Source organism: Bradyrhizobium sp. TM102 (assembly GCF_009176685.1).
GTDB classification, from domain to species: Bacteria; Pseudomonadota; Alphaproteobacteria; order Rhizobiales; family Xanthobacteraceae; genus Bradyrhizobium; species Bradyrhizobium ottawaense.
This window is the reverse complement of sequence record NZ_AP021855.1, coordinates 1,082,813-1,109,426: the sequence shown is the minus strand read 5'-3', so window position 1 is coordinate 1,109,426 and position 26,614 is coordinate 1,082,813. Positions and strand designations below refer to the sequence as shown.

Annotated in this window: 24 protein-coding genes; 18 read left to right on the top strand and 6 right to left on the bottom strand. The window is 65.1% G+C overall.

Features of this window, described 5'->3' with window-relative positions; translation table 11 throughout:
* The first annotated feature begins 57 nt into the window (after positions 1-57).
* Positions 58-1,095: an amino acid ABC transporter substrate-binding protein gene (locus GDN70_RS05130; RefSeq protein ID WP_152103665.1), complete on the top strand. Its 1,038-nt coding sequence runs from the start codon at positions 58-60 to the stop codon at positions 1,093-1,095.
* Between the two features lie 195 nt (positions 1,096-1,290).
* On the opposite strand, the gene GDN70_RS05125 is transcribed toward GDN70_RS05130, so the two are convergent.
* Both GDN70_RS05125 and GDN70_RS05120 read right to left on the bottom strand, forming a co-directional pair.
* Positions 1,291-2,430 carry an acyl-CoA dehydrogenase family protein gene (locus GDN70_RS05125; RefSeq protein WP_028139717.1) on the bottom strand — a complete coding sequence of 380 codons (1,140 nt, stop codon included), beginning with the start codon at positions 2,428-2,430 and terminating at the stop codon, positions 1,291-1,293.
* A gap of 157 nt (positions 2,431-2,587) precedes the next feature.
* Complete coding sequence (locus tag GDN70_RS05120; protein ID WP_028139716.1) at positions 2,588-3,802, bottom strand: acyl-CoA dehydrogenase family protein; 1,215 nt, start codon at positions 3,800-3,802, stop codon at positions 2,588-2,590.
* 138 nt (positions 3,803-3,940) lie between these two features.
* On the opposite strand from GDN70_RS05120, the gene GDN70_RS05115 reads away from it, so the two are divergent.
* The gene (locus GDN70_RS05115) at positions 3,941-4,486 is read left to right on the top strand and encodes a carboxymuconolactone decarboxylase family protein (protein WP_028139715.1); all 546 of its coding nucleotides are present in this window, start codon (positions 3,941-3,943) and stop codon (positions 4,484-4,486) included.
* A gap of 89 nt (positions 4,487-4,575) precedes the next feature.
* Entirely contained in the window at positions 4,576-5,070 is a 495-nt protein-coding gene (locus GDN70_RS05110) for a VOC family protein (RefSeq protein WP_028139714.1), read from the top strand.
* A gap of 79 nt (positions 5,071-5,149) precedes the next feature.
* Here the strand turns inward: GDN70_RS05110 and GDN70_RS05105 are convergent, their stop codons facing one another.
* Positions 5,150-6,385, bottom strand: coding sequence for an MFS transporter (locus GDN70_RS05105; protein ID WP_028139713.1), 1,236 nt, complete (start codon positions 6,383-6,385; stop codon positions 5,150-5,152).
* Positions 6,386-6,597: 212 nt separating this feature from the next.
* Complete coding sequence (locus GDN70_RS05100; protein WP_028139712.1) at positions 6,598-7,845, bottom strand: MFS transporter; 1,248 nt, start codon at positions 7,843-7,845, stop codon at positions 6,598-6,600.
* Positions 7,846-8,039: 194 nt separating this feature from the next.
* Between GDN70_RS05100 and GDN70_RS05095 the strand changes: the two genes are divergently transcribed.
* Positions 8,040-10,106, top strand: a complete 2,067-nt coding sequence (locus tag GDN70_RS05095; RefSeq protein ID WP_028139711.1) for a prolyl oligopeptidase family protein — start codon at positions 8,040-8,042, stop codon at positions 10,104-10,106.
* Positions 10,107-10,200: 94 nt separating this feature from the next.
* Here GDN70_RS05095 and GDN70_RS05090 read toward each other — a convergent pair whose 3' ends face one another.
* Positions 10,201-10,872, bottom strand: a complete 672-nt coding sequence (locus tag GDN70_RS05090; protein WP_028139710.1) for a DUF938 domain-containing protein — start codon at positions 10,870-10,872, stop codon at positions 10,201-10,203.
* A gap of 267 nt (positions 10,873-11,139) precedes the next feature.
* Between GDN70_RS05090 and soxX the strand changes: the two genes are divergently transcribed.
* The 11 genes from soxX to GDN70_RS05035 all read left to right on the top strand — a co-directional run bounded on the left by soxX (position 11,140) and on the right by GDN70_RS05035 (position 20,711).
* A complete protein-coding gene (gene soxX / locus GDN70_RS05085; protein WP_085968002.1) occupies positions 11,140-11,466 on the top strand; it encodes a sulfur oxidation c-type cytochrome SoxX in 327 nt (108 codons plus the stop codon).
* 25 nt (positions 11,467-11,491) lie between these two features.
* Positions 11,492-11,983, top strand: coding sequence for a thiosulfate oxidation carrier protein SoxY (gene soxY, locus GDN70_RS05080; protein ID WP_028139708.1), 492 nt, complete (start codon positions 11,492-11,494; stop codon positions 11,981-11,983).
* A 13-nt stretch (positions 11,984-11,996) separates the two neighbouring features.
* Complete coding sequence (soxZ, locus tag GDN70_RS05075; protein WP_028139707.1) at positions 11,997-12,308, top strand: thiosulfate oxidation carrier complex protein SoxZ; 312 nt, start codon at positions 11,997-11,999, stop codon at positions 12,306-12,308.
* Complete coding sequence (gene soxA / locus GDN70_RS05070) at positions 12,308-13,171, top strand: sulfur oxidation c-type cytochrome SoxA (RefSeq protein ID WP_028139706.1); 864 nt, start codon at positions 12,308-12,310, stop codon at positions 13,169-13,171. The genes soxZ and soxA overlap by 1 nt, the downstream gene beginning before the upstream one ends.
* A complete protein-coding gene (locus tag GDN70_RS05065; protein ID WP_028139705.1) occupies positions 13,168-13,473 on the top strand; it encodes a hypothetical protein in 306 nt (101 codons plus the stop codon). The genes soxA and GDN70_RS05065 overlap by 4 nt, the downstream gene beginning before the upstream one ends.
* 53 nt (positions 13,474-13,526) lie before the next feature.
* The gene (gene soxB / locus GDN70_RS05060; protein ID WP_028139704.1) at positions 13,527-15,278 is read left to right on the top strand and encodes a thiosulfohydrolase SoxB; all 1,752 of its coding nucleotides are present in this window, start codon (positions 13,527-13,529) and stop codon (positions 15,276-15,278) included.
* A complete protein-coding gene (locus tag GDN70_RS05055; RefSeq protein ID WP_152102241.1) occupies positions 15,275-15,730 on the top strand; it encodes a hypothetical protein in 456 nt (151 codons plus the stop codon). Before soxB ends, GDN70_RS05055 begins: the two co-directional genes overlap by 4 nt.
* Before the next feature lie 262 nt (positions 15,731-15,992).
* Positions 15,993-17,030: an MBL fold metallo-hydrolase gene (locus GDN70_RS05050; protein WP_028139702.1), complete on the top strand. Its 1,038-nt coding sequence runs from the start codon at positions 15,993-15,995 to the stop codon at positions 17,028-17,030.
* 80 nt (positions 17,031-17,110) lie between these two features.
* Positions 17,111-17,278 carry a hypothetical protein gene (locus tag GDN70_RS05045; protein ID WP_162832267.1) on the top strand — a complete coding sequence of 56 codons (168 nt, stop codon included), beginning with the start codon at positions 17,111-17,113 and terminating at the stop codon, positions 17,276-17,278.
* Between the two features lie 287 nt (positions 17,279-17,565).
* Positions 17,566-18,774: an MFS transporter gene (locus tag GDN70_RS05040; RefSeq protein WP_152102240.1), complete on the top strand. Its 1,209-nt coding sequence runs from the start codon at positions 17,566-17,568 to the stop codon at positions 18,772-18,774.
* A gap of 221 nt (positions 18,775-18,995) precedes the next feature.
* The gene (locus GDN70_RS05035) at positions 18,996-20,711 is read left to right on the top strand and encodes an amidohydrolase family protein (RefSeq protein ID WP_152102239.1); all 1,716 of its coding nucleotides are present in this window, start codon (positions 18,996-18,998) and stop codon (positions 20,709-20,711) included.
* A 225-nt stretch (positions 20,712-20,936) separates the two neighbouring features.
* Here the strand turns inward: GDN70_RS05035 and GDN70_RS05030 are convergent, their stop codons facing one another.
* On the bottom strand, positions 20,937-22,271 hold the full coding sequence (locus GDN70_RS05030; RefSeq protein WP_152102238.1) for an MFS transporter: 1,335 nt from the start codon (positions 22,269-22,271) through the stop codon (positions 20,937-20,939).
* 146 nt (positions 22,272-22,417) lie between these two features.
* Between GDN70_RS05030 and GDN70_RS05025 the strand changes: the two genes are divergently transcribed.
* Genes GDN70_RS05025 through GDN70_RS05015 form a run of 3 tightly spaced genes read left to right on the top strand, consistent with a single transcriptional unit; the run spans position 22,418 to position 26,602 of the window.
* A complete protein-coding gene (locus GDN70_RS05025; protein WP_152102237.1) occupies positions 22,418-23,071 on the top strand; it encodes an ABC transporter ATP-binding protein in 654 nt (217 codons plus the stop codon).
* Entirely contained in the window at positions 23,068-25,530 is a 2,463-nt protein-coding gene (locus GDN70_RS05020) for an FtsX-like permease family protein (RefSeq protein ID WP_152102236.1), read from the top strand. The genes GDN70_RS05025 and GDN70_RS05020 overlap by 4 nt, the downstream gene beginning before the upstream one ends.
* Positions 25,520-26,602 carry a lipocalin-like domain-containing protein gene (locus GDN70_RS05015; protein WP_152102235.1) on the top strand — a complete coding sequence of 361 codons (1,083 nt, stop codon included), beginning with the start codon at positions 25,520-25,522 and terminating at the stop codon, positions 26,600-26,602. The genes GDN70_RS05020 and GDN70_RS05015 overlap by 11 nt, the downstream gene beginning before the upstream one ends.
* The last annotated feature ends 12 nt before the right edge of the window (positions 26,603-26,614 follow it).

Genomic DNA, 26,614 nt, shown 5'->3' with positions numbered 1-26,614 from the left:
TCATGCTCCGCGCCCTCCTCCCAATTCCTTTTCCCGATTTTTCGAGAGAGCAACATGATGCGCACTTTTCGTGGCGGCCTGCTGATCGGGCTCGCGGTCGCCGTGCTGGTCGCCGTTCTGGCCATCATCTATGAATTCTACGACACCCGCACGCTGAAGCGCACCGTGCGCCGCGGCGAGGTGCTGTGCGGCGTCAACAAGGGGCTGCCGGGCTTCTCGTACTCGGAAGACAACAAGAACTGGGCCGGCTTCGACGTCGATTTCTGCCGCGCGGTGGCCGCGGCGATCTTCAACGACCCGGGCAAGGCGAAGTTCATCCCGCTCGATGCCAGCGAGCGCTTCAAGGAATTGCAGAGCCGCAAGGTGGACATCCTCTCGCGCAACTCGACCTGGAGCATGGCGCGCGAGCTCGACTACGACCTCTATTTCCCCGCGGTCGCCTATTACGATGGCGCCGGCTTCATGCTGCCGCGTTCGCGCAACAAGGAGACCTCGCTGGACCTGACCGGCAGCAAGGTCTGTGTCCAGGCCAGCACCACGACGGCGCTCAACGTCGCCGATTACTTCCGTGCCAACAACATGAAGTATGACGAGGTGAAGTTCGACAAGCTCGACGAGGTCGTGAAGGCCTACGACACCGGCAAGTGCGACACGTTCTCCGCCGACGTCTCCCAGCTCTACGCGCTCAGGCTGAACCTGGCGAAGCCGGCCGATCACATGATCCTGCCGGACATGATCTCCAAGGAGCCGCTCGCCCCCGTGGTGCGCCAGCGCGACGACGACTGGATGATGATCGTGAAGTGGACGCTCTATGCGATGATCAACGCCGAAGAGCTGGGCGTCACCTCGGAGAACATCGACGAGGCCCTGAAGTCGAAGAAGCCGGAAGTGATGCGCCTCGTCGGCACCGAAGGCAATTACGGCGAGCAGCTCGGCCTCACCAAGGACTGGGCCGTCCGCATCATCCGCCACGTCGGCAATTACGGCGAGATGTACGAGCGCAACATCGGCGAGAAGTCGAAGCTGAAGATCCCGCGCGGCATGAACCAGCTGTGGAACGCGGGTGGCGTGCAGTACGCGCCGCCGATGCGGTAGGCCTCACGCGTGTCGTCCCGGCGAACGCCGGGACCCATACCGCGTGATTTATCGATAAGCGCAGGTGACCGTACCGCGGAGAGTCTCTTTAGACTGCGAGCCTTCGTCAAACCCCTCCCTGGGGTTATGGGTCCCGGCGTTCGCCGGGACGACACCTAGGGTGCGATACCACCGTGCCGCCCTTCGCGCCTCAGCTCAATACCCCCGCGCCCGCGCCAGCTGCTCGGTGTGGTAATTGGCGTCGCCGAACAATTCCTCGCACACCCGGGCGCGCTTCATGAAGAAGCCGATGTCGAACTGGTCGGTCATGCCCATGCCGCCATGCATCTGTACGCCTTCCTGGACCGCGCGGGTGGCGGTGGTGCCGGCGCGGGCTTTTGCCACCGCGACGGCTGACGTTGCCTTGGCAACATCGGTATCCAGCGCCTGAAGCGCCTTCATGGTGGCGGCGCGGGTGATCTCGATGTCGACATAGAGCTCGGCGGCGCGATGCTGCAGCGCCTGGAATTCGCCGATCAGCTTGCCGAACTGCTTTCTATTTTTGAGGTACTCGACGGTACGGTTGAAAACTTCTTCGCTGAGGCCGACCATTTCAGCTGCGACCGCGCCACGGCCGATGTCGAGCACGCCGTCGAGCAGCGCGGCGCCCTGATCGACCTCGCCGAGCACGCTGTCGGCATTGACCTCCACATTGGCGAGCTCGATCCGCGCCGCATTGTGCGCGTCGACCATGATGGTGCGCTCGATCGCGACGCCCTTGGCCGCAGGGTTCACCAGGAACAGCGTCAAGCCTTCGCGCTCGCCGGCGGTGCCGCCCGTGCGCGCGGCGAGGATGAGCAAATCGGCAACGTGGCCATCGACGACCAGCGCCTTGGCGCCGGAGAGCTTGAACCCGTTGCCGGCGCGCACGGCCTGCAGGTTGGTCTGGAGCGGACGATGCTTTGCGCCTTCGTCGATCGCGAGCGTCGCGAGCAGCGAACCGCTCGCGATCCTCGGCAGATATTCCGACTTCTGCGCGGCATTGCCGCCCCGGTTCAGCGCCGAGGCCGCAATCACGCTGGTGGCGAGGAAGGGCGACGGCATCAAGGTGCGGCCGATCTCCTCCATCACGACACCGGCCTCGACATAGCCGAGCCCGCTGCCGCCGAATTCTTCCGGCACCAGGAGGCCGGCGAAGCCCATCTCGGCGAAGGAGTGCCAAAACTCCTTGGAGAAGCCGGTGGGATCTTTGCTGTCGCGCAAATGCCGCAGATGCGACACCGGCGCCTTGTCGCTGATCAGCCCGCGCGCGCTATCGCGGAGCATCGATTGTTCTTCGGTGAGGACGAGGGCCATGTGCGTGTTTCCGATTCGAAAATCTATGTTGTCTCGTCATTCCGGGATGGCCCGAAGGGCCAGGCCCGGAATCCATCGGGCCGCTTATATGCGGTGAGATGGATTCCGGGTTCGCGACTTCGTCGCGCCCCGGAATGACGCCGTAAGAGAGTGCGCCTCACGCCCCCGGCAAATCCAGGATGCGCTTGGCGACGATGCCGAGCATCACCTCGCTCGTGCCGCCTTCGATCGAGTTGGCCTTGGTGCGCAGCCAGGCGCGCGGGCGGGCGCCCTGCTTGGAGCGCTCGCTCTCCCATTCCAGCGCATCGGCGCCGCCGGCCGACATCAGGATCTCGTAGCGGCGCTTGTTGAGCTCGGTGCCGTAATATTTCATCGCGGAGGAGAACGCCGGATGCGCCTGTCCCGCCTTGGCGAGATCGACGGCGCGCTCGGCGCACGCCGCAAGCGCGGCTTCATCGACGTCGAAGCTGGCGATCTTGCCGCGGAGCATGGAATCATCGAGCCGCCCCTGCGCATCGGTGCCGACGGAATCGGCCGCGATCTGACCGAGCGGACGGCCGACGCCGCGCTCGCCCATGCCCGAGATCATCGCGCGCTCATGCTGCAGCAGGTATTTCGCAACGTCCCAGCCGCGGTTGACGGTGCCGACCACATGCGATTTCGGCACGCGGACGCCGTCGAAGAAGGTCTCGCAGAACGGCGAGTAGCCGGAGATCAACAGGATCGGCTTGGTCGAGACGCCCTTCGAGGTCATGTCGAACAGGATGAAGCTGATGCCGTCATGCTTCTTCGCAGCGGGATCGGTACGCACCAGGCAGAAGATCCAGTCGGCGTAGTTGGCGTAGGAGGTCCAGATCTTCGAACCCGTGATGACGAAATCGTCGCCGTCGCTCTCGGCGCGGGTCTGCAGCGAAGCAAGGTCGGAGCCGGCGTTCGGCTCGGAATAGCCCTGGCACCAGCGGATCTCGCCCGCGGCAATCTTGGGCAGGTGCTCCTGCTTCTGGGCGTCGTTGCCGTATTTCAGCAGCGCCGGCCCGAGCATCCAGATGCCGAAGCTCGACAGCGGCGGACGCGCGCCGATTCTTCCCATCTCCGCGCGCAGCACCTTGTGCTCGGCGGCGCTCAAACCGCCGCCGCCATATTCCCTGGGCCAGTCAGGCACGGTCCAGCCCTTGTCGCGCATGCGCTCGAACCAGATGCGCTGCGGCTCGGACGAGAACTTTGCGTTGCGTCCGCCCCAGAACACGTCGGCATCCGACGTCGCGGGCTTGCGCATTTCCGGCGGGCAATTGGCTTCCAGCCAGGCGCGCGTCTCAGCGCGGAATGTTTCGAGATCGGCGGTCTCAGAATCGCTGGTTTTGGATTCAGACATTGGTCGTTTCCATCAATCAAAATCGACTTGTTGGGCGCGACTCTGGGCCAAGCTCCCGCGGAATTCAACCACTTCCGCGAGCCGCATTCCGCTATAGTCGCGACCAAGACGGTGCTTGAAAACAAAGAGGAAACGACGATGCGCCTGAAACTTCTTTCGCCTGGCGAAATGAACGAGAGCCAGCGGCAGACCTACGACGAGTCGATTGCCGGCAAGCGCGGCAAGCCGCCGGCGCCGATGATGGCCTGGCTGAGCAGCCCGGAGATGGCGCGCCACGCCACGCGGCTCGGCGAGGTGCTGCGCTTCGACACGATATTTCCCGCAAAGCTTTCGGAGATTGCGATCCTGGTGACGGCGCGGCACTGGACCGCGCACTACGAATGGTACGCGCATAAGCGTCTCGCACTGGCGGGCGGCATGGATCCCAAAATCATCGACGCCATCCGCGACCGCCGCACGCCCGAGTTCGACGATCCCAGGGGCAGGATGATCTACGACGTGGCGAAATCGCTGCACGAGGGCCACGGCGTCGAGAAGGGGCTCTACGACGAGGCCGTGAAGCTGCTCGGCGAGCGCGGCGTGGTCGAGGTGATCGGCCTGTGCGGTTACTACACGATGGTGTCGATGACGCTGAACACGTTCGAGTTCGGCCTGCCGGAGGGCGAGGTGGCGGAACTGGCTTAATTTCTGTTCCGGAAACGCTGGGTTTCGGGATCGGCCGTAGCAGAGCCCCGAAGCCCGCCTTATGTGCATGCCTTCAACGGAGCATTCCCATGTCGCAAAGCCCAGCCGTCGCCGCCGGCACCAGGATCGGCCACGTTCACCTCAAGGTCGCCGATCTCGATCGCGCGCTCGGCTTCTATTGCGGCGTGCTCGGCTTCGAGCTGATGCAGCGCATGGGTTCGGGCGCGGCCTTCATCTCGGCCGGCGGCTATCATCACCACATCGGGCTCAACACCTGGGAAAGCAAGGGCGGCTCGCCGCCGCCGCCCGGCACGACCGGTCTCTATCACACCGCCATCCTCTATCCGACGCGCGCCGCGCTCGCCGATGCGCTGCACCGCGTGCGCTCGGCCGGCATTGCGCTGGATGGCGCCAGCGATCACGGCGTCAGCGACGCGCTGTATCTGCGCGATCCGGATGAAAATGGCGTCGAGCTGTATTGGGACAAGCCGAGGGAGCAATGGCCGTTCGGGCCGGATGGCAAGCTCGCGATGGTGACGAAACGGCTGGATGTGGAGGGGTTGTTGAGGGATCGGGAAACGTGATGCCGTACGGTGGGTTAGGCGAAGCCGTAACCCACCATGTCTCAGCGAATGCGGGGCGAAGTTGGCGGATTACGCTTCGCTAATCCGCCCTACGAAACCTGTTTCCCCGCACCATGATCAACGCCGCGGCCGCCACTTCCAGCGCGATGCAGAGATAGAACGGCAGCGAATAACCGCCGGACCAATCGCGCAAGGCCCCGACGATTCCCGGACCGAACGCGTAGGTCACCTGGTTGATCGCGGTGTTGAGGCTGATCAGCACGCCGAACGACGACGAATCGAACTCCTGCTGCACGATCAGCGACGGCAGCGTGATGAGGTTGCCGACGGAGAAGCCGAACACCGCGCAGGCCGCGATCAGCACGTAGTCGTTGTGGAGGTTGATGACGACCAGAAGCGCCGCGGCCTGGCTGAGGAACGACAGCGCGGAGGCCAGCCGCTGGTTGAGACGATCGATCACCAACGAGAACAGCACGCGGCCGACCACCGCCATCGCAGTCAGCACCGCGACGGCGACAGCAGCGCGCTCGCGGCCGATCACGGGATCGAGAAACGAGATCAGATGCACGATGAAGCCGACCTGCGCGAACAGCACCAGCGCAAACGCAATCGTCACCGTGAGGAAGCCGACGTCGCGCAGCGCCCATGCGCGGATCTGCGTCGATGATTGCGGGTTCGCCTTGGCCGCCGCGTGCCAGCCGTGGTGATCGGGCGGGCGGCCGACGAGAACAAGGATCACTGGCAGCAGCAGCACCAGCATGGCGCCGGCGGCGGCATACATCGCACTGGCAAAGCCGACATGGCCGATCAGGGTCACCAGCAGCGGCACGCCGACGATGCCGCCGAAGCTGGCGCCGTTCAGCGCCAGGCTGATCGCCATGCCGCGCTTGTGGTCGAACCACAGGCTGATCGTGTTGGTGATCATGGCGAGGCTGGTGCCGGCCCAGCCGAAGGCGAGCACGGCATCGGCGAGATAAAGCTGCCAGGGCTCGCGCACGGCGCCGATCGCAACGCTAGCTGCCGCCATCGCCAGTGTGCCGGCGATCAGGCAGAAGCGCGGGCCGTATCTCCTCACGGCTTCGCCGACGAACACGACGAGCAGCGCGCCGAACAGATAGAAGAACGTGGTGCCCGATGAGATCAGCGTGGTCGGCCAGCCCCGCGCGCGCTGCAGCTCGGCGACATAGACGCTCTGGCCGTAGAAGCCGAGCCCCCAGCCGAAGGTCGCAAGCAGGAAGCAGACCGCAACGATGCGCCAGCCTTCGTAACGCAGGGAGGATTCGTCGATCGCTGGCTGTTGAGGATTGTCGAGCATGCCGCCTACTCCCGTCATGCCCGGGCATAGCCGTCTGAAGGACGGCGTCGCTTCCGCTCGCCTATGCCCGGGCATACACGTTCTTCGATCCGCGTCCCTAAGACGTGGATGGCCGGGACAAGCCCGGCCATGACGAACATCTAAATAGCCCTCGCCAAAAAATCACTTCGACCTGGATCGAAGTATCAACATTGCTGACAATCTCCTGCCAGTCAAATCGCGTCCGGGAACTCGCCCATCGCCGCCTCCAGCCGCGCCTTGCGACGGCGGGCCCAGGAAACCAGCGAGAGCACGGCAAGACCGAGAACGACCGGCGGAAACACCACCAGGTTCACCGCCGACCAGCCGTAATTGGCGAGCAATTGCCCGGACGAGAACGAGCCGATCGCCATCATGCCGAACACCAGGAAGTCGTTGAAGGCCTGCACCTTGTTGCGCTCCTGCGGCCGGTGCGTCTCCAGCACCAGCGCGGAGGCGCCGATGAAGGAGAAATTCCAGCCGACGCCGAGCACGATCAGCGTGGCCCAGAAATGCATCGCGGTGAGCCCGGAGAGGCCGATGCCGGCAGCGCCAGCCTCCAGCAGCAGGCCGGCTGCCACGATCTTCGGCGCACCAAAACGGGCGATCAGCGCGCCCGTGAAGAAGCTCGGCCCGTACATCGCGACGATGTGCCATTGAATGCCGAAATTGGAATCGGACACGGACAGGCCGCACATCTTCATGGCGAGCGGCGCCGAGGTCATCACCAGATTCATCATGGGATAGGAGATGATGCCGCACAGCGCCGCCGCGACGAAGCGCGGCTGCGTCACGATCGTGAGCAGCGGCCGGCCGCCATGCAGATCGGCCGGCGCGGGCTTGGGCATGTCGACGCCGGCGACGATGCCCATCGCGATCAGCGCCACGGCGGCCTGCACCAGGAAGCTGAAGGCGAACAGATAGGGCTGCCAGACGTCCATGGTCCATTGCACGAGCTGCGGACCGAGCACGCCGGCGAACACGCCGCCGGCCATCACCCAGGACACCGCCTTGGGCCGGTAGGCCGCGCTGGCGCCATCGGCAGCGGCGAAGCGATAGGACTGCGCGACGGAGCCGTAGAGGCCGCCGAGGAAGGTCGCGATGCAGAACAGCGCGAACGAGCCGTGCAGGATCGCGAACGAGCCGAGCACGCCGGTGAGCGTGCCGAGGCCCGTGCCGATGACGAAGGCCACGCGGCGGCCGAAACGGCGCGAGATCGCGCCGGTCGGCAGCGTGCCGGCAGCAAGTCCGACCACATACATCGAGATCGGCACGGTTGCGAACGACATGTCCGGCGCGAGCGTGGCCCCGACGATCGCGCCCGTGGCGAAGATCACGGCCGAGTTGGCGCCCGTCAGCGCCTGGGCCGCGGCCAGGCGCACCACATTGGCGCGCACGCGGGCGTCGTCGGCGATCTCATGGGCAGAAGTCACGTCAAGCATCGGCTTTTTCTGCCCGAACGGGCTCGAGGGCTGGTTGATTCCCGGCACTATGGAGTGACGCGAGTGGCCGGGCAACCGGCGCAAACGGGCGCAGGCCATGCCTCTGACGCAATCGGTGCGATGATAGCGGGCCGCGCGCTTGACGGCTTGCGCTCGATCAAATCCTATCGCCGCGACTTTTGGGAGTTTCGTTCATGACCGTCGACGACAGGCCTACACTCAGCGCTCCCGACGACGATCCCTGGCTGTGGCTGGAGGAGATCGAGGGCACGCAAGCGCTCGATTTCGTCGAGCGGCAGAACAGCCTGACGCTCCAGGCGTTCGGTGGCAAAGCCTTCGAGCACGACCGCGACATCCTCGCAGCGATCTATGATCGCCCCGACAACATTCCCTATGTCAGCCGGCGCGGCAGCGACCTGCACAATCTCTGGAAGGACGCCGCCAACCCGCGCGGCCTGTGGCGGCGGACCACGCTGACGGAGTTTCGCAAAGCCGGTCCTGCGTGGGAGACCATGCTGGATATCGACCAGCTCGCAGCGCGCGAAGGCGAGGACTGGCTGCTGAGCGGGATCGCCACGACGCCGGGAAGCTCGCACGCCATCTTGAGCCTGTCGCGCGGTGGCAGCGACGCCGTGACGTTGCGGGAATTCGACCTCGTTACGAAGAGCTTCGTCGCCGACGGCTTTACACTGCCGGAAGCCAAGGGCGGCGCGGACTGGCTCGATGCCGACACGTTGCTGCTGTCGAGCGCGCATGGCGAGGGCATGGTGACGGACTCCGGATACTCGCGGACAGTTCGCCTGTGGCGGCGCGGCCAGCCGGTCGATCAGGCTGAGGTGATCATCGAGACCACCGCCGATCACATGATGATCTATGGCGGCGCCGACGACACCGGACCTGAGCCGCGGGTCTGGATCGTCGAGCAGATCGACTTCTTCAATCACGCGGTCTGGCTGCGCGATGCCGCCGGTCGCATGACCAAGCTCGATCTGCCGACCGGCATCTGGCTGCAGGCCCATGGCGACTGGTTCGCGATGAAGCTGCGCAAGGACTGGACGGCCGGCGGGCGGACCTACGCCACCGACACCGTGCTCGGCATCTCACTCTCGGCATTCCTGAACGGCAGTCGCGATTTTGCGGTGCTGTTCGAGCCGGCGCCGCGGCGCGCTTTGCAAGGCCTGTTCTGGGCTGCGGGCAAGCTCGTGCTGTCGATCCTCGACGAGCTGCGTCCGCGCTTTGAGACCTTCACGCCCTCGGCCACCGGCTGGAGCCGCGAGACGCTTGGCGGCCTGCCCGAGATCGGCGTCGTCGACGTCTGGCCGCTCGATCGTCATCCCAGCGAGAGCAATGGCGATCTGCTCGCCAATGTGCAGGATCCGCTCACCCCGCCGTCGCTGCTGCTGATCGAGCGCGGCGTCGCAAGCCCGGTCGTGCTGAAGCAGGCGCCGAAGACGTTCACCGCCGACGGGCTCGTGGTGACGCAGCACGAGGCGGTCTCGATCGATGGCGAGCGCATTCCCTATGTCCAGACCGGCCCGGGCGGCGAGACCGGCGATGCGCCGGTCTATATGAGCGCCTATGGCGGCTTCGCCCATTCGGTGAAGCCGTACTACAACGCCTCGCTCGGCAAGCTCTGGCTGGAGCGCGGCGGCACCGTTGTGCAGGCGAACTTACGCGGCGGCGGCGAGTTCGGCACGCGCTGGCACGATGCCGGCCGGCTCGCCGGCAAGAAACTCTCGCATGACGATTTCGCCGCGGTTGCGGCCGATCTCGTCCGCCGCGGCGTGACGAGCGCAAAACGGATCGCGGCCCAGGGCGGATCGAACGGCGGCATCCTCATCACCAACATGCTGGTGCGCTACCCCGAGCGCTTCGGCGCGCTGTTCTGCACCATCCCGCTGATCGACATGCGCCGCTACACAAAACTGCTCGCGGGCGCGAGCTGGATCGCGGAATATGGCGACCCCGACAAGGCCGAGGAGTGGGAGTGGCTCAAGACCTACTCGGCCTATCATAATGTGAAAGCCGGCCAGACCTATCCGCCGATCCTGATCGCCACCACGCGGCGCGACGACCGCGTTCATCCCGGCCACGCCCGCAAGATGGCGGCAAAGCTGCAGGCCATGGGTTACGAGGCCTGGTTCTACGAGCCGGAAGCCGGCGGCCACGGCTACGGCAAGGACAACAAGGAGCGCGCCGGCTTCGAGGTGCTCGGTTTTCGGTTCTTGAAGGAGAAGATCGGGTGGGGGGATGAAGGCTAGGCCCGTCATGACCGGGCTTGCCCCGGCCATCCACACCTTGCCTTGCTGCACGAAGAACGTGGATGCCCGGGACAAGCCCGGGCATGACGGTTTCCTACCGCTCAAACACCAGCGTCAGATTGTTCGCGGGCATGTCGATCGTATCGACGAGGCGAAGACCCGCAGCCTTCGCGAGCGTCTCGACATCGCCGATGTCGCGCACGCCCCAGTCGGGATTGCCTTCACGCAGGGAGGTGTCGAACACCGCATTGCTGAGCGCGGTGTGCTTGCCGTCGCGCTTGAACGGGCCATAGAGGAACAGCTTGCCGTCGGGGCGTAAGTAACGGCCGGCGCCGGCGAACAGGCCCTCGGCCACGGCCCAGGGCGCGATGTGGATGACATTGGCGCAGAACACCGCCGCAAGGCTCGTCGGCGTCTGTCCGCTTTTCATCTCCGGACACCAGTCGGGATCGGTGAGATCGATCCGCAGGGGGCTGCGGATGTTTGCGAGGCCCGTATGGACGCGCCAGGCTTCGATGCTCTTGAGGTGGCGCTGGTTGAGGTCGCTCGGCCACCAGATCAGGCCGGGCGTGTGGCGGGCGAAATGGACCACGTGCTGGCCGGTTCCGCTGCCGAGCTCGACCACGTTGCCGGTCAGCCCGGTGAGGTGCTTTTCCAGCGCCGCCCAGATGGGCAGGTGGTTGCGATGGAACGCAGGCGCATCGAGCCGCCCATCGGGCTCGACCCGTCCGCCATCCCTGCCAAATTCGACGACATATTCAGCCAAGTCAGTCCCCAATAAATGTGAAACAGAAAAGACGGCCCGTAAGGGCCAAACGCCCTAGAATAATTTGCTAGTGCCAACCTGCTGGGATGAACAAACTGTCTCATCGGTTGCAATGCGCAGGATATTAACTCCATTTTGCCGCGTGCATAGTCTTGATTGTCAGACGATGCCCTTTGTGCTTTGGAACGCTTATATTTCCGCAAACGAGATCATCGACATAACGCTTGGGACGATGCCTTGACCGCCTTTCATTGCAAGCTTGCCGTCCTGGTGGCGCTGCTCCTCTCCGCCGGCGCGGCTGTGGCTCCGGCGCGGGCACAATCCGCTGTCGCCGACGGCCAGAAGCTCGCTTTCGATCGCGGCAAGGGCAATTGCCTGACCTGCCACGTCATCAAAGGGGGCGACCTGCCGGGAACAATCGGGCCGGAACTGAAGGACCTCAAGGCCAAATACCCCGATCGCAACGAGCTCACCGCGATCATCTTCGACGAGACCAAGCGCAATCCGCAGACCATGATGCCGCCGTTCGGCCGGAACCGGATTTTGACCGAACAGGAGATCAGCGCGATCGTTGATTTCCTGCAGACCCTGTAACGGCCGGCTGCCCAGGAGATTTGAGATGACCACGACCACCGGCCCGCTTGCGACAAGGCGCCTGATCCTTCAGGGCGCGGCCTCGGTCGCCCTGCTCGGCCTCGGCAATCTGCCGTTCGCGGCGACGCCCGCGCGTGCCGCGGCCAACGACAAATATCCGGAAGAGGCCTTCAAGCAGAAGAACGAGGCCGACGCGATCAAGGCGCTCTATGGCAAGACCGCCGAGCCCTCGGACAAAATCAAGCTGGATGCGCCCGAGATCGCCGAGAACGGTGGCGTGGTGCCGGTGTCGGTGACGACGACGCTCGACAAGGTCACCTCGATCTCGTTCTTCGTGACCGAGAACCCGTACGCGCTTGCCGCGTCCTACAAGATCGCCGACGGCACCATTCCGGGCGTCGCCAACCGGCTGAAAATGGCCAAGACCACCAAACTGGTCGCCATCGTCGAGGCTGACGGCAAGCTCTACAGCGCCACCAAGGAAGTGAAGGTCACCGTCGGCGGCTGCGGCGGCTAGGAGGATCGGTCCGATGGCATCAAGCATTCGCGTGCGCGCAACATCCAATGGCGACATCACCGAGGTGCAGGCGTTGATCCAGCACCCCATGGATACCGGCCTGGTCAAGGATCCCAAGGGTGAGCTGATCCCCGCGCACTTCATCCAGCAGCTGAAATTCGAATGTAACGGCAAGGACGTCTTCGTCGCCGATTGGGGCACTGCGGTCTCCAAGGACCCCTATGTCAAATTCAGCTTCAAAGGCGCCAAGAAGGGCGACGACCTCAAGATCTCCTGGACCGACAACAAGGGTGCGTCGGATACGACCACCGCGAAGATTTCGTGATGAAGACCCGATCTGCCCTGCTGCTTGGCTCGCTCAGCGCCGCGCTCGTGGCGTTCGCCCTCACCTCTCCGCGCGTCGTCGCGGCCGACAAGGTCGATCCCGTTGCCGACGCCAAGGCGTTCCAGAACTTCTTCTTCCAGAAATTTCCCGACGTGAAGCACGAGGACTTCGTCAACGGTCCGTATTCCATGAACGCGGACATGAAGCGGCAGTGGCAGGAGAAGGAGGAATTCCCTCCTTATGAGTTCGCGCTCGATGCCGGCAAGGAGATGTTTGCCACTCCGTTCAAGAACGGCAAGACCTATGCCGATTGCTTCTCCAACGGGGGCGTCGGCATCCGCCAGAACTATCCTTACTTCGACGAGAAGGAGGGCAAGGTCGTCACGCTGGAGCTCGCGCTCAACCGCTGCCGCGAGGCCAATGGCGAGGCGCCCTACTCCTACGTCAAGGACGAGATGGCCTCGCTCACCGCCTACATGGCCTTCACCTCGCGTGGCAAGCCGATGGACATCAAGATCCCCGATGATCCCCGCGCGCTCGCCGCGTTCGAGAACGGCAAGCGTTATTTCTACACGCGACGTGGCCAGATGAATTTCTCCTGCGCCAGCTGCCATGTGCAGAGCCCGGGCGAGCGCATCCGCGCCGAGATCCTGGCGCCGGCGCTCGGCATTTTGAACGCGATGCCGATCTACCGCTCCGAATGGAGCGGCATGGGCACGACCAGCCGCCGCTTCGTCACCTGCAACAGCCAGACCCGCGCGGTTCCGCTGGAGCCGCAATCGGACGAATATCGCGACGTCGAATATTTCCTGTCCTATGTCGCCAACGGCTTGCCGATATCAGGACCGGGAGCGCGGCCATGAAGCGGTCATTTCCCCTCGCCATGCTGCTGGCGCTCGGCCTCGCGTCAGCGGCGCGCGCGGCAAATGAAGCGGACTACAAGGCGGCCTATGCCACCGCTGAAGCCGCATCGAAGGAGGCTGCCGGCTTGCGCAACCAGTGGACCGTGACTGTCTCGACGCTGGCCGCGGCCAGGAAAGCGGCGGATGGCGGCGATTTCGACCGCGCCACCGCCGCAGCCAGGGAGGCCGAGGCGCTGGCAAAGGCGTCGATCTTCCAGGCGACCTCTGAAAAAGAAGCCTGGAAGGCGATGGAAATCCGCTAGACTGGCATCAACTGAAACAGTCTTGCGACATTGAGGGCGCGGAGAATTTTGATATGGCGATCCGCCGCCGCGATTTCCTGAAGAGCGCAGGCCTTGCCGCTGCATCGCTCAGTCTGCCGCGGCTTGCGCGGGGCACTGAGTCCGCGAGCATTTACGACCTCGAGCGCTTCGGCAACGCGCGCATCCTGCACATCACCGACACGCATGCGCAGCTCAACCCGGTTTATTTCCGCGAGCCCAGCATCAATATCGGCGTCGGTGAGATGGCCGGGCGGCCGCCGCATCTGGTCGGCCGCGCCTTCCTCGATCGTTTCGGCATCCGTCCCGACAGCGCCGATGCCTATGCCTTCACCTGTGTCGAGTTCGAGAAGTCTGCAGGCCGCTTCGGCAAGCTCGGCGGCTTTGCCCATCTGAAGACGCTGGTCGACCGCTTGCGCGGCGATGTCGGCGAGAAGCGCTCGCTGCTGGTCGACGGCGGCGATCTCTGGCAGGGCACCGGGCTTGCCAACGTCATGCAGGGCCGCGACATGGTCGAGGTCGCCAATCTGCTCGGCATCGAAGCGATGACCGGGCATTGGGAATTCACCTATGGCGAGCAGACGCTGCGCGACAATCTCGAGCGCTTCAAGGGCGAGTTTCTGGCGCAGAACGTGTTCCTGACCGAGGAAGCCGCGTTCAACGACGCTCCCGCCTTCGACAAGGCCACGGGACGCGTGTTCAAGCCTTCGATGATCAAGGAGATCGGCGGTCACCGGGTCGCGATCGTCGGCCAGGCCTTCCCTTACGTGCCGATCGCGCACCCCAAGCGGTTCACGCCGGACTGGACCTTCGGCATCCGCGAGGAGGAGTTGCAGAAGCATGTCGATGCCTTGCGCGGCACCGACAAGGTCGATGCCGTCATCCTGCTGTCGCACAACGGCATGGACGTCGACCTCAAGCTCGCAAGCCGCGTCACCGGCATCGACGTCATTCTCGGCGGCCATACCCATGACGCCGTGCCGCAGCCCATCGCCGTGAAGAACGCCGGCGGCACCACGCTCGTCACCAATGCCGGCTCCAACGGGAAATTCCTCGCCGTGCTCGATCTCGCGATCGACAAGGGCAAGGTCAGCGACATTCATTATCATCTCCTGCCGGTCTATTCCGAGCTGCTGAAGCCCGACCCCGGAATGGCCGAGCTGATTGGCCGGCTGCGCGCGCCGCATGTGACCGACTGGTCGGCGAAGATCGCAACGCCCGACCGCCTGCTCTATCGGCGCGGCAATTTCTCCGGGCCGGTCGACGAGCTGATCTGCACGGCGCTCCGCACCGAGCTCGATGCCGAGATCGCGCTGTCGCCGGGGTTCCGCTGGGGCGTCACCGCGCTGTCGGGCCAGGCCCTGACCATGGAGGATCTGCTCGCGGAAACTGCGATCACCTATCCCGAGACCTATGTGCAGGAGATGACGGGAGCCCAGATCAAGGACGTGCTGGAAGACGTCTGCGACAACCTCTTCAACGCCGATCCCTATTATCAGCAGGGCGGCGACATGGTGCGCGCCGGTGGACTCAGCTACACCTGCACGCCGACCGCCGCGATCGGCGGCCGCATCTCGGAAGTGAAACTCCATGGCGGCAAGGCGCTCAGCGCCAGCCACCGCTACAAGGTCGCAGGCTGGGCTTCGGTCAACGGCCAGCAAGGCGCGCCGGTGTGGGACGTCGTCGGCAAATATCTGCGCTCGGGCCGGATGTTTCAGGAGCGGCTCGGCTCCGGCGTGACGCTGAGAGGCGTCGAGGACAATCCGGGTATTGCGGGACAAGGATGATGCGGGCGCAACTGTTTCGCGCGATGCTGCTGACGCTGCTGGCCTGGGCGGCGGTGCCAGCATTTGCGCAGCAGGTGCCGCTTCAGGACAAGCCGTTCGCAGAGCACAGGATCGTGCTGCAGCTTTCCGACGGTGATGCAAGGAAGCAGGCGCTGGTGCTCAGCGTCGCCAACAATCTCTTGAAGGCGTACGACCCCGACAAGATCGCGATCGAGGTCGTCGCGTTCGGCCCCGGCGTCGATCTCCTGTTGTCCGGCAGCGAGCGTCGCAAGCAGGTCGAGAGCCTGATCGCGCAGGGCGTGCGCTTCGACATCTGTCTCAACACGGTGGATACGATCGAGCGCGAGACGGGCAAGCGGCCGGAATTCATTCCCGCGGCAACACCGGTGCAGGTCGGGGTCGGGCAGATCCTGTTCCTGGCGGAGAATGGGTATACGGTGGTGAGGCCGTAGCGTCTTCCGCAACACCCTCCCTCGTCGTCCCGGCGAAGGCCGGGACCCATACCGCGTGATCTATCGGTAGGGGCTGGTAGGAGTACCGAACGACTGATCTGCCCTAAACTGCTCCCTGTGGTTATGGGTCCCGGCCTTCGCCGGGACGACAGCGAGTTATGCAAAATAATATTCCATATTTCCCTCCCAACACAGTGACTTGCTTCTCTTTTCGACCCGTGGCGTAGTAGAATTTGCAATCAGTTCCACGCCGGGTCCTGCCATGATCTTCCGCCAGCTCTTCGACAGCGTTTCGGGCACCTACAGCTACGTCCTTGCCAGCCGCCCCGGCGGCGAGGCGCTGATCCTCGATCCGGTGCTGGAGAAGGTCGATCGCTACTGCCAATTGCTGCGCGAGCTCGACCTCAAGCTGGTCAAGGCGGTCGACACCCATCTGCATGCCGACCACGTCACCGGCCTCGGCGAGCTGCGCGACCGCACCCATTGCATGACCGTGATGGGCGACCAGACCAAGGCCGACGTTGTGGCGATGCGGGTCGCCGACGGCGACAAGGTGACGATCGAGGGCCTGTCGCTCGACGTGATGTACACGCCCGGCCACACCGACGATTCCTATTCCTACCTGATGGGCGACCGCGTCTTCACCGGCGACACGCTGCTGATCCGCGGCACCGGCCGCACCGATTTCCAGAACGGCTCCTCGCGCGCCCAGTACGATTCGATCTTCAACCGGCTGCTCAAGCTGCCGGACGAGACGATGGTGTTTCCGGCGCACGACTACAAGGGCGACACCGTCTCCACCATCGGCGAGGAGAAGCGCTACAACCCGCGGCTCCAGGTGCGCTCGGTCGACGAATATATCGAGCTGATGGCCAACCTGAAGCTGCCCAATCCGAAGATGATGGACGTGGCGGTGCCCGCCAACATGCATGTCGGCCTGCATCAGGAGGAGTTGGAGAAGGAAGGCCGCGCGCTCAGCGCGGTCGAGGCGATCCGCATTCTCGGCCGGCCCGACATGCTGCTGGTCGATCTGCGCGAGACCAACGAGCGGATGAAGCACGGCATGCTCGAAGGTGCGCTGCATACGCCCTATCCGTCCGTCGAGGAGAGCCTCAAGCCCGGCGGCATGCTGCGCGAGGTCGCCGCTGCCACCGGCCGCCGCATCGTGTTCTTCTGCGCCTTCGGCGAGCGCTCGGCGATGGCGGTGGCCGCCGCCAAGGCGGCCGGCCTTTCCAACACCGCCCATATCGCCGGCGGCGTGGATGCCTGGAAGAAGGCGGGCGGGCCGCTCGTGCACTGACGGCCCTGCTTGCGATAGGTCAGAAACTACACATATGTTCCGGATAGGATCGGATGCAGCATCACCATCCGGGAACAGCCATGGCCAAGATCGGCAAGCCAAGCGAGCCGCCCAAAATCGCTGACAAAAAGCGGGCGGAAGACAAGGTGAAGATACCCCCGCCTCCGCTCGATGACGATGACTACGAGGACGGCGACATCGCGACGCCCAAGCGCGACCGCTACGGTCCGGATGACGAGTCGTTTTGAGGGGGGCTATGATCTGACGCTAGCGCCCCACTCTCCGCCATCGTCCCTGCGAACGCATGCGAACGCAGGGACCCATAACCCCAGGGAGAAGTTGGCGGGGGATCGCCGTCCGGTACTGCGACCTGTCACAATCGAGATATCACGCGGTATGGGTCCCTGCGTTCGCAGGGACGACAGCGGGGATGGAATCCCCACCCGCACTACCTGCCATGCGCCTGCGTTCATGGACAAATAACCGCTCTCCCCGATAGTTTGCGCGCCTTCCAGGAAGTGAAACCGGAATTGCAATGGTCGACGTTCTCGCCGCACCGCAGCAAGGCAAGGCGGACAGCGCGCTACGCACGCTGACCGGAATCTCGATCGCGCACTGGGTCAGCCATTTCCACCTGCTGGTCCTGCCGATGCTGTTCCCGTTCCTCAAGGCTCAGCTCGGCGTCGGCTATATCGAGCTCGGCTTCGCGCTCACCGTGTTCGCGGTGGTGTCCGGATTGACGCAGGCGCCGACCGGCTATCTCGTCGACCATTTTGGCGCGCGACGAATTCTGCTGGCCGGCCTCACGCTCGGCGGCTTCGCGCTGATCCTGCTCGGTCTGCACCTCAGCTACGCCTCGCTGATCGCCTGCGCCGTGCTGCTGGGTCTCGCCAATAGCGTCTATCACCCCGCCGACTACGCGATCCTGGCCGAGCACATGGACGAGGCACGGATGGGCCGCGCCTTTTCGATCCACACCTTTGCCGGGTTTCTTGGCGGCGCGGTGGCGCCGGCAATCGTGGCTGCACTCGTCACCCTGTCGGGCGGCGTCGGCGCGCTGATCGCCTCGGGTGCGATCGGCATTGCGGTGGCGTTGCTGCTGCTCGTCATGAACATTCCCGACGCCGGCGCCAGCAAGAAGAAGCCAGGCGCGGAGAACGCGCCGAAGCAGGCTGTCATCACGCCCGCGCTGATCGTGCTGACCGCGCTGTTCATGCTGCTCAGCCTGTCGGTCGCCGGTATCAACAATTTCGGCGTCGTCGCGCTGATGAGCGGCTATGGAACGTCCTACTCGGCTGCCAACGTCATGCTGACGGCATTCCTCGGCGCCAGCGCCGCCGGCGTGCTGGCCGGCGGTTTCCTTGCCGATCACACCGAACGCCATGGCTATGTCGCAGCGGCCTGCTTCGCCGTGAACGCGGCAATCGTGCTGCTGATCGCGCTGGTGACGCTGCCCGGCTGGGCGCTGACTGCCGCGATGACGGCGGCGGGCTTTCTGTCCGGCGTGATCGCCCCCTCGCGCGACATGCTGGTGCGCAATGCGGCTCCTCCCGGCGCTGCGGGGCGCGCCTTCGGCATCGTCTCCACCGGCTTCAATCTCGGCGGCATCATCAGCCCGCTGCTGTTCGGCTGGATCATGGACCAGAGTGCGCCACACTGGGTGTTCGGCGCGTCGGTGGTGTTCATGGTGGCGACGGTGACGCTGTCCCCGTTCACGGAGCGGAAGCGACAAGGCGGTTCTTGAGGAGCGAGAGCGGCTGCCACAAATTCAATCGTCGTCCCCGCCTAGTGCGCAATTGCGCACGGGGGGCGGGGACCCATAACCCCAGGGAGCGGTTGTGGAGCGAAGCTGCCAACTACGAGTCTTCGCCAAACTCCTCCCTGTGGCTATGGGTCCCGGATCTGCGCTGCGCTTGTCCGGGACGACGAAAGAAGACTTAGAAAAACAAAAACGGGAAGAAACACATGAGCACCCCTGATCTCGTCATCCGCGGCGGCGCCGTTGCGGATGGAAACGGCGGCGAACTGTTCGAGGCCGACGTCGCCATCACCGGCGGCAGGATCAGCGAGGTCGGCAAGGTCTCTGGCAAAGGCGCCGAGGAAATCGACGCACGCGGAAAGCTGGTGACGCCGGGTTTCGTCGACGTGCACACCCATTACGACGGCCAGGTCACCTGGAGCCAGGACATCACGCCGTCGTCGCAGAACGGCGTCACCACGGCGATCATGGGCAATTGCGGCGTCGGCTTCGCGCCGTGCAAGCCCGCCGACCACACCCGCCTGATCCAGCTGATGGAAGGCGTCGAGGACATTCCCGAGCCCGTCCTGAGCGCCGGCATTCCCTGGGCCTGGGAGAGCTTTCCGGACTACATGAACTGGCTCTCCAAGCGCGATTTCGACATCGATGTCGGTGCGCAGCTGCCGCATGCGGCGCTACGGGTCTATGTCATGGGCGAGCGCGGCGCACGCCGCGACCCCTCGACCACCGAAGACAATGCCGCAATGGCCAAGCTCGCGGGCGAGGCGGTTCGCTCCGGCGCGCTCGGCTTCTCGACCTCGCGCACGCTCAACCACCGCACCTCCACCGGCGACTTCACGCCGACGCTAAAGGCCGGCGAAGACGAGCTCACCGCGATCGCCGGGGCGATGCACAGCCAGGGCCGCAGCGTGCTGCAATTCGTGCTCGATCTCTCCACCATCCACGAAGATTTGCCGATGATGTTGCGGGTCGCCGACACGACGAAGTGTCCGATCTCGTTCTCGATCACGCAGAACGACAGATCGCCAAACCGCTGGCGCCAGACGCTGGACGAGATCAATGCGGCGGCGAAGCGCGGCCTCTCCATCACCGCGCAGATCGCGGCGCGCCCGGTCGGCCTGCTGCTCGGGCTCGAGCTGTCGCGCAATCCGTTCCAGACCCATCCTAGCTACAAGGCGATCGCGCATCTTCCCTTGAAGGAGCGGCTGGCGCGGCTGCACCAGGCCGACGTGCGCAAGGCAATCCTGAGCGAGACGGCAACCGCCACCGACGATCCGCTGTTCTTCCGGCCCAACTACGACAAGATGTTTTTGCTCGGCGATCCCCCCGATTACGAGCAGCCGCCGGAGAACGCGCTGGGGCCGCAGGCGCGCAAGCAGGGCCGTCAGCCGGAAGAGCTCGCCTATGACGCGATGCTGTCGGACCAGGGCCGCGGCATGCTCTACGTGCCGTTCCTGAACTATGCCGACGGCAATCTCGATGCGACGCGCGAGATGCTGATCGACCCGCAATCGGTGCCGGGCCTGTCCGACGGCGGCGCGCATTGCGGCATCATCTGCGATGCCAGCTTCCCGACCTATCTGCTGACGCATTGGACGCGCGACCGCACGCGCGGCGAGAAGCTGTCGATCCCGTTCGTGGTCGCAGCGCAGTCGCGCAAGACGGCGCTCTCGGTCGGCCTCACCGATCGCGGCCTGATTGCGCCCGGCTACAAGGCCGACGTCAACGTGATCGACTATGACCGTCTGCACCTGCATCCGCCGAAGGTGCATTACGATCTGCCGGTCGGCGGGCGGCGGCTGTTGCAGGACGTCGACGGCTACGAGGCGACGATCGTCTCAGGCGTGGTGACGCGGCGGAATGGCGAGGCCACGGGCCGCCGGCCGGGGAAGCTGATCCGCGGGGCGCAGGGGGTGAATTAGCAGCTGATGGTGAGTGAGGCGCGAAGTCCGCGCCTCATTCTCAGTGTCGTCCCTGCGAACGCAGGGACCCATAACCACAGGGAGCGGTTATGGGGCTAAACTGATAACTCCGAGTCGTCGCCAAACCCCTCCCTGTGGTTATGGATCCCGGATCTGCGCTTCGCTTGTCCGGGACGACAGTTGGGGTTGTGGCCGGCGGCCTCTATCTAACCCTCGCCCGCCCCCTTACGTGGGCGAGACCGCACCCTTCAACGATGCTGCCTGCGGCGCCGCACCGCGCGTCAGCCTGGCCTTTTCCGAGTTCGGCCACAGCAGCAGCAGGCCGAGCAGGCCGGAGCCGACCATGATCACGGCGTTGATGGTGAAGCCGGCCATGTAGCCATCGACCGTGCTGCCGGCACGCTGGATCATCGCCCCCATCACGGCCGGCGCGATGATGCCGGCCAGCGTGTAGAGCGCACCATAGATCGCGAGGATCGCGCCGCGCTGCGACGTCGGCGTGAATTCGCCGAGCATCGGCGGGCAGACGACATAGATCGCCCCGCACAGGCCAGAGCCGACCACGAGCAGCGCGATCTGCAAGCCCGCGCCCTGAACATGCGGCATCATCGCCAGAATCAGCCCGCCGATGACCAGCGGCACCGAGCCGAGCACGCCGCGAGCCACGCGGGTGTTGTAGCCGCGCGCCATCATCACCTGCGAGATCCACCCGGTAAGAATGACGATGGTGGCACCGAACACCCAGGGCAGGATCGAGATGAAGCCGGCCTGGCTCTGCGAGAAGCCGAGCCCCTTGACGATGAACGGCGTGAACCAGGTCAGGCCGAGCGAGAGTGCCCAATAAGCACCGAAAGTCGCCGCGACGCAGCCGATGAAGGTGCGAGAGGTGAGAAGCTGCAAGTAAGGGATCTTCTGCTCGGTCGCGGCCAGGACCTGCGTGTCCTCCAGCGGGCCTTCCTTGCCGAGCGCGAGCCAGGCACAAACCCAGATCAGGCCGACCACGCCGAGCGCGCCGAAGGCATAGTGCCAGGAATGATTGACGATGACCCAGTTCAGCGCCGGCACCGCCAGGATCACGCCGAAGGCCGAGCCCTGCGACAGGATCGCGGTCGGCAGCGTGCGCTTCTCGTCGGGGAACCATTTGTAGATCGCGTGCGCGGCGACGGAGAAGGCCGGGCCCTCGCCGGCACCCAGCACGATGCGGCAGATCAGCAGCGTAGTGAAGGAGACGGTGCCGACCATCGGAAACTGCGCCAGCGCCCAGATCACTGCGAGCACGAGCAGCACCCAGCGTGTCGGCACCTTGTTGACGATGAAGCCGACCACAATGGCGGCGATCGAGAACAGGAAGAAGAACGAGGAGCCGAGCAGGCCGAACTGCTCCGGGGTGAGCTTCAGATCGGTCATGATCGGCACGCCGGCGAGACCGACGACGATCTTGTCGGCGAAGTTCACGACCATGAAGAGGAAGAGGAGAAAGGTGACGGTCCAGGCGCCCTTCGGCGTTCCCTTGGTCCCGATCGTCTTGCCGACCACCTCCGTCGTTCCCTCAACGCTCATGATTCTCCCCCGTCGATGTCTTTTGGCACTTTTTTGATTTGGCTGTCTTGGGAGCTAACAACGGCTTCGAGACCAACGCAACCCGGCAATTCCGCAGCAAGTGTGCTACGCAGCAATTCCGCTAATTCCGCCCGGCGCCATTCATCGTGTTGAGCATCCGAAATCTCTCCAAGACTTTCTCCTCGGCCGGCGAACCGGTCCATGTGCTGCGTGGCGTCGATCTCGACCTTAAGGAGGGTGAACGCGTCGCGCTGACCGGCGAGTCCGGCAGCGGCAAGAGCACATTGTTGCACCTGATCGCGGGACTCGATGCCGCCGATGGCGGCACGATCCGGCTGCAAGACACCGAAGTCACCGCGCTGTCCGATGCAGGGCGCGCCAGCTTGCGGCGCGACCAGATCGGCCTGGTTTTTCAGCAATTCAACCTGATCCCGAGCCTGTCGGTCGCGGACAATCTGGTTTTCCAGGCGCGGATCGCCGACCGTCACGATGCAGCCTGGACCAAGGAGCTGGTCGAACGGCTCGGCCTCGGCCCTCTCCTGAAGCGCTATCCCGAGCAATTGTCCGGCGGCCAGCAGCAGCGGGTCGCGATCGGCCGGGCACTGGCGACAAAGCCCTCGCTGCTGTTGGCGGACGAGCCGACCGGCAATCTCGACGAGGCCACGGCCGAAAACGTGCTGGCGCTGACGCGCGACCTCGTCGCGCGCACCGGCTGCGGCTTCCTGATGGTGACCCATAGCCTGCATCTGGCCGGCACGCTCGACCGCCACCTCACCCTGCATGCGGGGCGGATCGCATGAGACGCGCGCTCTGGGTGCTCGCAGTGCTGCTCAGCCATTGGCGGCGTCACAAGATGCAGTTCGCGACGCTGCTGGTCGGGTTGATCGCGGCGACCGCGCTGTGGAGCGGCGTGCAGGCCATCAACCAGCAGGCCCGCAATGCCTATGACCGCGCCGCGGCGACGTTCGGCGGCGCCCGCACCGCCATGCTGATCGCGCCTGCTGGCGCGACATTTCCCCAGGAGCTGTTCATCAAACTCCGCCGTGCCGGCTGGCCGGTGTCGCCGGCGCTGGAGGGGCGGGTCCAGATCAACGGACGCTCGGTGCGGCTGCTCGGGATCGAGCCGGTCACCCTGCCGGTCGAAATCGGCAACGCACCGCGTCTCGGTGCTGCGGATCTAGGCAGTTTTGTTGCACCGCCGGGCCAGACATTGGTGGCGCGGGAGACGCTGAGCGACTTGCAGGAAACGGAAGGCGCGGCGCCACCGATCAGCAACGGCGCGACATTGCCGCCGCTGCGCGTGTTGCCGCAGCTCGCGCCCGGCGTGCTGGTGGTCGATATCGGCGTGGCGCAGCGTCTGCTGAACAAGCCGGATCAGGTCTCGCGGCTTCTGATCGGCAAGCCCAGGAGCAAGCCTGCGCTGCTGGCAAGCGTGGTCGGCGACCGGCTGCAGCTGGTTGAGCCGAACGCGGAGACCGAGCTGGAGCGCCTCACCGACAGCTTTCATCTCAACCTCACGGCGTTCGGCCTGTTGTCGTTCTTCGTCGGCCTGTTCATCGTCAACTCGGCCGTCGGCCTCGCCTTCGAGCAGCGGCTGCCGATGTTGCGGACCTTGCGCGCCTGCGGCGCCTCGGCGCGGCTGGTCAACACCGTGCTGGTGATCGAGCTCGTAGCGCTGGCGCTGATCGCCGGCCTGATCGGGCTCGTCTGCGGCTATTTCATCGCGGCCGTGCTGCTGCCCGACGTCGCGGCATCACTGCGCGGGCTCTATGGCGCACAGATCCCGGGGCAGCTGACCTTACAGCCTGAATGGTGGCTCGCCGGCATCGGCATCAGCATTGCGGGCGCGCTGGTTGCGGCGGCGACCAGCCTGATCAAGGCGATCAGGATGCCGGTGCTGGCGACGGCGCAGCCGCGCGCCTGGCAGCAGAGGCAGCGCCGCTGGCTGATCCTGCAAAGTCTGGCCGCCTGCGCCGTGTTCGCGGTCGCGCTGCTGCTGCTCCAGTACGGGCAATCGCTGATCGCAGGCTTTGGCGTGCTGGCGGCGTTGATGTTCGGTGCGGCCCTGATCCTGCCGGCGCTGCTCGAGATCATCCTGCTCGCGGGCCAGCGCGCCGCGAGGAAGCCGCTTGCGCTGTGGTTCTGGGCGGACAGCCGGCAGCAGCTTTCCGGATTGTCGCTGGCGCTGATGGCGCTGCTGCTCGCGCTCGCCGTCAATGTCGGCGTGTCCACCATGGTGGAAACCTTCAGCCGCACCTTCCTCGGCTGGCTCAACGGTCGGCTCGCCGCCGACGTCTACATCAGCGCCTCGGACAATGCGCAAGGCGTTGCCATCCGCAACTGGCTGCGCGAGCGCAGCGACGTGCAGGCGCTCCTGTCGGGCGGCCGCGCCGAGGCGCAGGTTCAGGGCCAGCCGGTGGAGCTGCTCGGCCTGCCCGATCACGCGCTCTATCGCGAACGCTGGCCGCTGCTGGAAACCGCGCCGCGCGGCTGGAGCCGGCTCGTGCCGGGCAATGCCGCCTTCATCAGCGAGCAGCTCAGCCGCCGCCTCAACGTCCGCATCGGCGACGTCGTCGAGGTGCCGGCGCCGGGCGGGACCTGGGAGCTCGACATCGTCGGCATCTATGCCGATTACGGCAACCCTAAGGGGCAGCTGACCGTCAACGTCGCGGCGCTGATCCGGCAGTTTCCGCAGACGCCGCAGACGCGGATCGGCCTGATCGTCGCGAAGGAGAATATCCCCGGCCTGATCGCGGCGTTGCAGAAACAGTTTGCACTCGACGACCGCAGTGTCGCCGACCAGGCGACGGTGAAGGCCGAATCGATCCGCATCTTCAACCGCACCTTCGCAGTGACCTCGGCGCTGAACGCCTTCACACTCGGTGTCGCCGGGATCGCGCTGTTCACGAGCCTGCTGACGCTGGCGAACTCCCGCCTGCCGCACCTCGCGCCGCTATGGGCGATCGGCATCACGCGGCCGCGCCTTGCCGCGATCGAATTGACCAAGACGCTGTCGGTGGCGCTGTTCACGGCGCTGCTGGCCGTTCCGCTCGGGCTCCTGGTGGCGTGGTGCCTGATCGCGATCGTGAACGTGAAGGCGTTCGGCTGGCGGCTGCCGTTCCACGTGTTTCCGCTGCAACTGGTCGAGCTGGTCGCGGTCGCGCTGTTGGCGTCGCTGCTGGCGGCGCTGTTGCCGGTGGCACGGCTGGCGCGGATGCAGCCGGCAAATCTCGTCAAGGTGTTTGCCAATGAACGCTGATCGCATGTCGCGCCGCGCCTTCGCCGGCGGCATCGCTGCGCTGGCCCTCGCACGCCGCGCCAGCGCGCAAGGCTATGCGGGGCTCGGTGAGAAAGCGGATGGCTTTGAGAAGGTGACGCCGGGAAAGCTGTTTGCCTTTCCTGGCGATCACGGGCCGCATCCGGGGTTTCGCATCGAATGGTGGTATCTGACGGCAAACCTCATCGACGGCAGCGGCGCGGCTTGCGGCCTGCAATGGACGCTGTTCCGTCAGGCGGCCCAGCCAGGCCCTCAAGGCGAAGGCTGGGCCAATCAGCAGGTCTGGATGGCGCATGCCGCAGTAACGCGCGCCGACACCCACCGCTTCAACGAAGTCTTTTCACGCGGCGGCGTCGGCCAGGCCGGCGTCACGGCCAAGCCGTTCGATGCCTGGATCGACGATTGGGAGATGAAGGCTCTCGAGCGAACCGATGACCGCACTTTGGCGCCGCTGGCGCTGAGGGCGTCCAGCACAGATTTCAGCTACGCACTGACGCTGGAGGCCGATCGCGCTGTGGTGCTGCAAGGCGATCGCGGCTACAGCCGCAAATCGGAGCGTGGCCAGGCGTCCTATTATTACAGCCAGCCGTTCTACCGCGCCCGCGGCACGCTCACCATCGACGACAAGCCGGTCGATGTCTCGGGCCAGGCCTGGATGGACCGCGAATGGAGCAGCCAGCCGCTCGACGCCGACCAGACCGGCTGGGACTGGCTGTCGCTGCATCTGTCGTCAGGCGACAAGCTGATGCTGTACCGGCTGCGGCAGAAGGACGGCAAAGACTATCCCTTCGGCAACTGGATCAGCGCCGCCGGCGAAACGCAGATGATCGCCGGCGGCGACATCCAGATGATGCCGAAAGCGACGGCGGAGGTTGCGGGACGCAAGCTGCCGGTGGAATGGCAGATCGCGATCCCGTCGCGATCGTTCTCGATCCACTGCAAGCCGCTCAATCCCGGGGCCTGGATGGGGACCGGCTTCTCCTATTGGGAGGGGCCGATCAGCTTTGCCGGGACGCATGACGGCGTTGGCTATCTCGAGCTGACCGGGTATTGAAGCGCGGTCTGT

Bases quoted from the DNA above. Each gene is read 5' to 3' on its own strand.
- GDN70_RS05035 (WP_152102239.1), top strand. From the start codon at position 18,996: ATGAGCACCCCTGATCTCGTCATCCGCGGCGGCGCCGTTGCGGATGGA.
- GDN70_RS05050 (WP_028139702.1), top strand. From the start codon at position 15,993: ATGATCTTCCGCCAGCTCTTCGACAGCGTTTCGGGCACCTACAGCTAC.
- GDN70_RS05015 (WP_152102235.1), top strand. From the start codon at position 25,520: ATGAACGCTGATCGCATGTCGCGCCGCGCCTTCGCCGGCGGCATCGCT.
- soxB (WP_028139704.1), top strand. From the start codon at position 13,527: ATGGCGATCCGCCGCCGCGATTTCCTGAAGAGCGCAGGCCTTGCCGCT.
- soxA (WP_028139706.1), top strand. From the start codon at position 12,308: ATGAAGACCCGATCTGCCCTGCTGCTTGGCTCGCTCAGCGCCGCGCTC.
- GDN70_RS05110 (WP_028139714.1), top strand. From the start codon at position 4,576: ATGTCGCAAAGCCCAGCCGTCGCCGCCGGCACCAGGATCGGCCACGTT.
- GDN70_RS05095 (WP_028139711.1), top strand. From the start codon at position 8,040: ATGACCGTCGACGACAGGCCTACACTCAGCGCTCCCGACGACGATCCC.
- GDN70_RS05115 (WP_028139715.1), top strand. From the start codon at position 3,941: ATGCGCCTGAAACTTCTTTCGCCTGGCGAAATGAACGAGAGCCAGCGG.
- GDN70_RS05065 (WP_028139705.1), top strand. From the start codon at position 13,168: ATGAAGCGGTCATTTCCCCTCGCCATGCTGCTGGCGCTCGGCCTCGCG.
- GDN70_RS05120 (WP_028139716.1), bottom strand. From the start codon at position 3,802: ATGTCTGAATCCAAAACCAGCGATTCTGAGACCGCCGATCTCGAAACA.
- soxZ (WP_028139707.1), top strand. From the start codon at position 11,997: ATGGCATCAAGCATTCGCGTGCGCGCAACATCCAATGGCGACATCACC.
- GDN70_RS05045 (WP_162832267.1), top strand. From the start codon at position 17,111: ATGGCCAAGATCGGCAAGCCAAGCGAGCCGCCCAAAATCGCTGACAAA.
- GDN70_RS05125 (WP_028139717.1), bottom strand. From the start codon at position 2,430: ATGGCCCTCGTCCTCACCGAAGAACAATCGATGCTCCGCGATAGCGCG.
- GDN70_RS05020 (WP_152102236.1), top strand. From the start codon at position 23,068: ATGAGACGCGCGCTCTGGGTGCTCGCAGTGCTGCTCAGCCATTGGCGG.
- GDN70_RS05040 (WP_152102240.1), top strand. From the start codon at position 17,566: ATGGTCGACGTTCTCGCCGCACCGCAGCAAGGCAAGGCGGACAGCGCG.
- soxY (WP_028139708.1), top strand. From the start codon at position 11,492: ATGACCACGACCACCGGCCCGCTTGCGACAAGGCGCCTGATCCTTCAG.
- GDN70_RS05055 (WP_152102241.1), top strand. From the start codon at position 15,275: ATGATGCGGGCGCAACTGTTTCGCGCGATGCTGCTGACGCTGCTGGCC.
- GDN70_RS05105 (WP_028139713.1), bottom strand. From the start codon at position 6,385: ATGCTCGACAATCCTCAACAGCCAGCGATCGACGAATCCTCCCTGCGT.
- GDN70_RS05100 (WP_028139712.1), bottom strand. From the start codon at position 7,845: ATGCTTGACGTGACTTCTGCCCATGAGATCGCCGACGACGCCCGCGTG.
- GDN70_RS05130 (WP_152103665.1), top strand. From the start codon at position 58: ATGCGCACTTTTCGTGGCGGCCTGCTGATCGGGCTCGCGGTCGCCGTG.
- GDN70_RS05030 (WP_152102238.1), bottom strand. From the start codon at position 22,271: ATGAGCGTTGAGGGAACGACGGAGGTGGTCGGCAAGACGATCGGGACC.